The sequence below is a fragment of the Halioglobus sp. HI00S01 genome, from assembly GCF_001635445.1.
In the GTDB taxonomy this organism is placed as follows: Bacteria; Pseudomonadota; Gammaproteobacteria; order Pseudomonadales; family Halieaceae; genus Halioglobus; species Halioglobus japonicus.
In genome coordinates this window covers 1-403 of the sequence record NZ_LWEE01000407.1, presented here as the reverse complement: position 1 = coordinate 403, position 403 = coordinate 1, and the positions used below count along the sequence as shown (strand labels likewise).

The following is a 403-nucleotide window of genomic DNA, read 5'->3' as shown; positions in this document are numbered from 1 at the left end:
ATGGCCGGTACTTCGAGGCGGAGTTCCCGGGCAGTGCGGGTTACTACCGTAATAGCTCAGAACCAGGGCGTGGCGGCGGCGTGATCGGGATCGCGGCAAACGCGCTGGTGCTGGATGGCACCAGCAAGGCACAAGGTCAGAAGACCTACCACGATGACCTGCCAGCGGGGGCAGGCGGCAGTATCCATGTAGATGTGGGCATGTTGACCGGCGCGGGAACATTCAGCGTAGAGGGTGGCAGGAACCCCGATAACTTCAGGGACACTGCGGCGGCGGGCGCAAGTGGATGTACCAGAGTCTTTGGCGGCGAGGGGGCGGGCTTCACAGGTGTGTACCGAACGGCCAGTGACGGGTCATCCAGGAACACGGTCTCGGGTGCGGGTGCCACGTATGTGAAGCTGAG

At 63.3% G+C, this 403-nt stretch carries 1 protein-coding gene; it reads left to right on the top strand.

Annotated features, from left to right (window positions below):
- On the top strand, nucleotides 1–403 hold a 403-nt coding region (locus A3709_RS24335), incomplete at both ends, for a hypothetical protein (protein WP_197484372.1).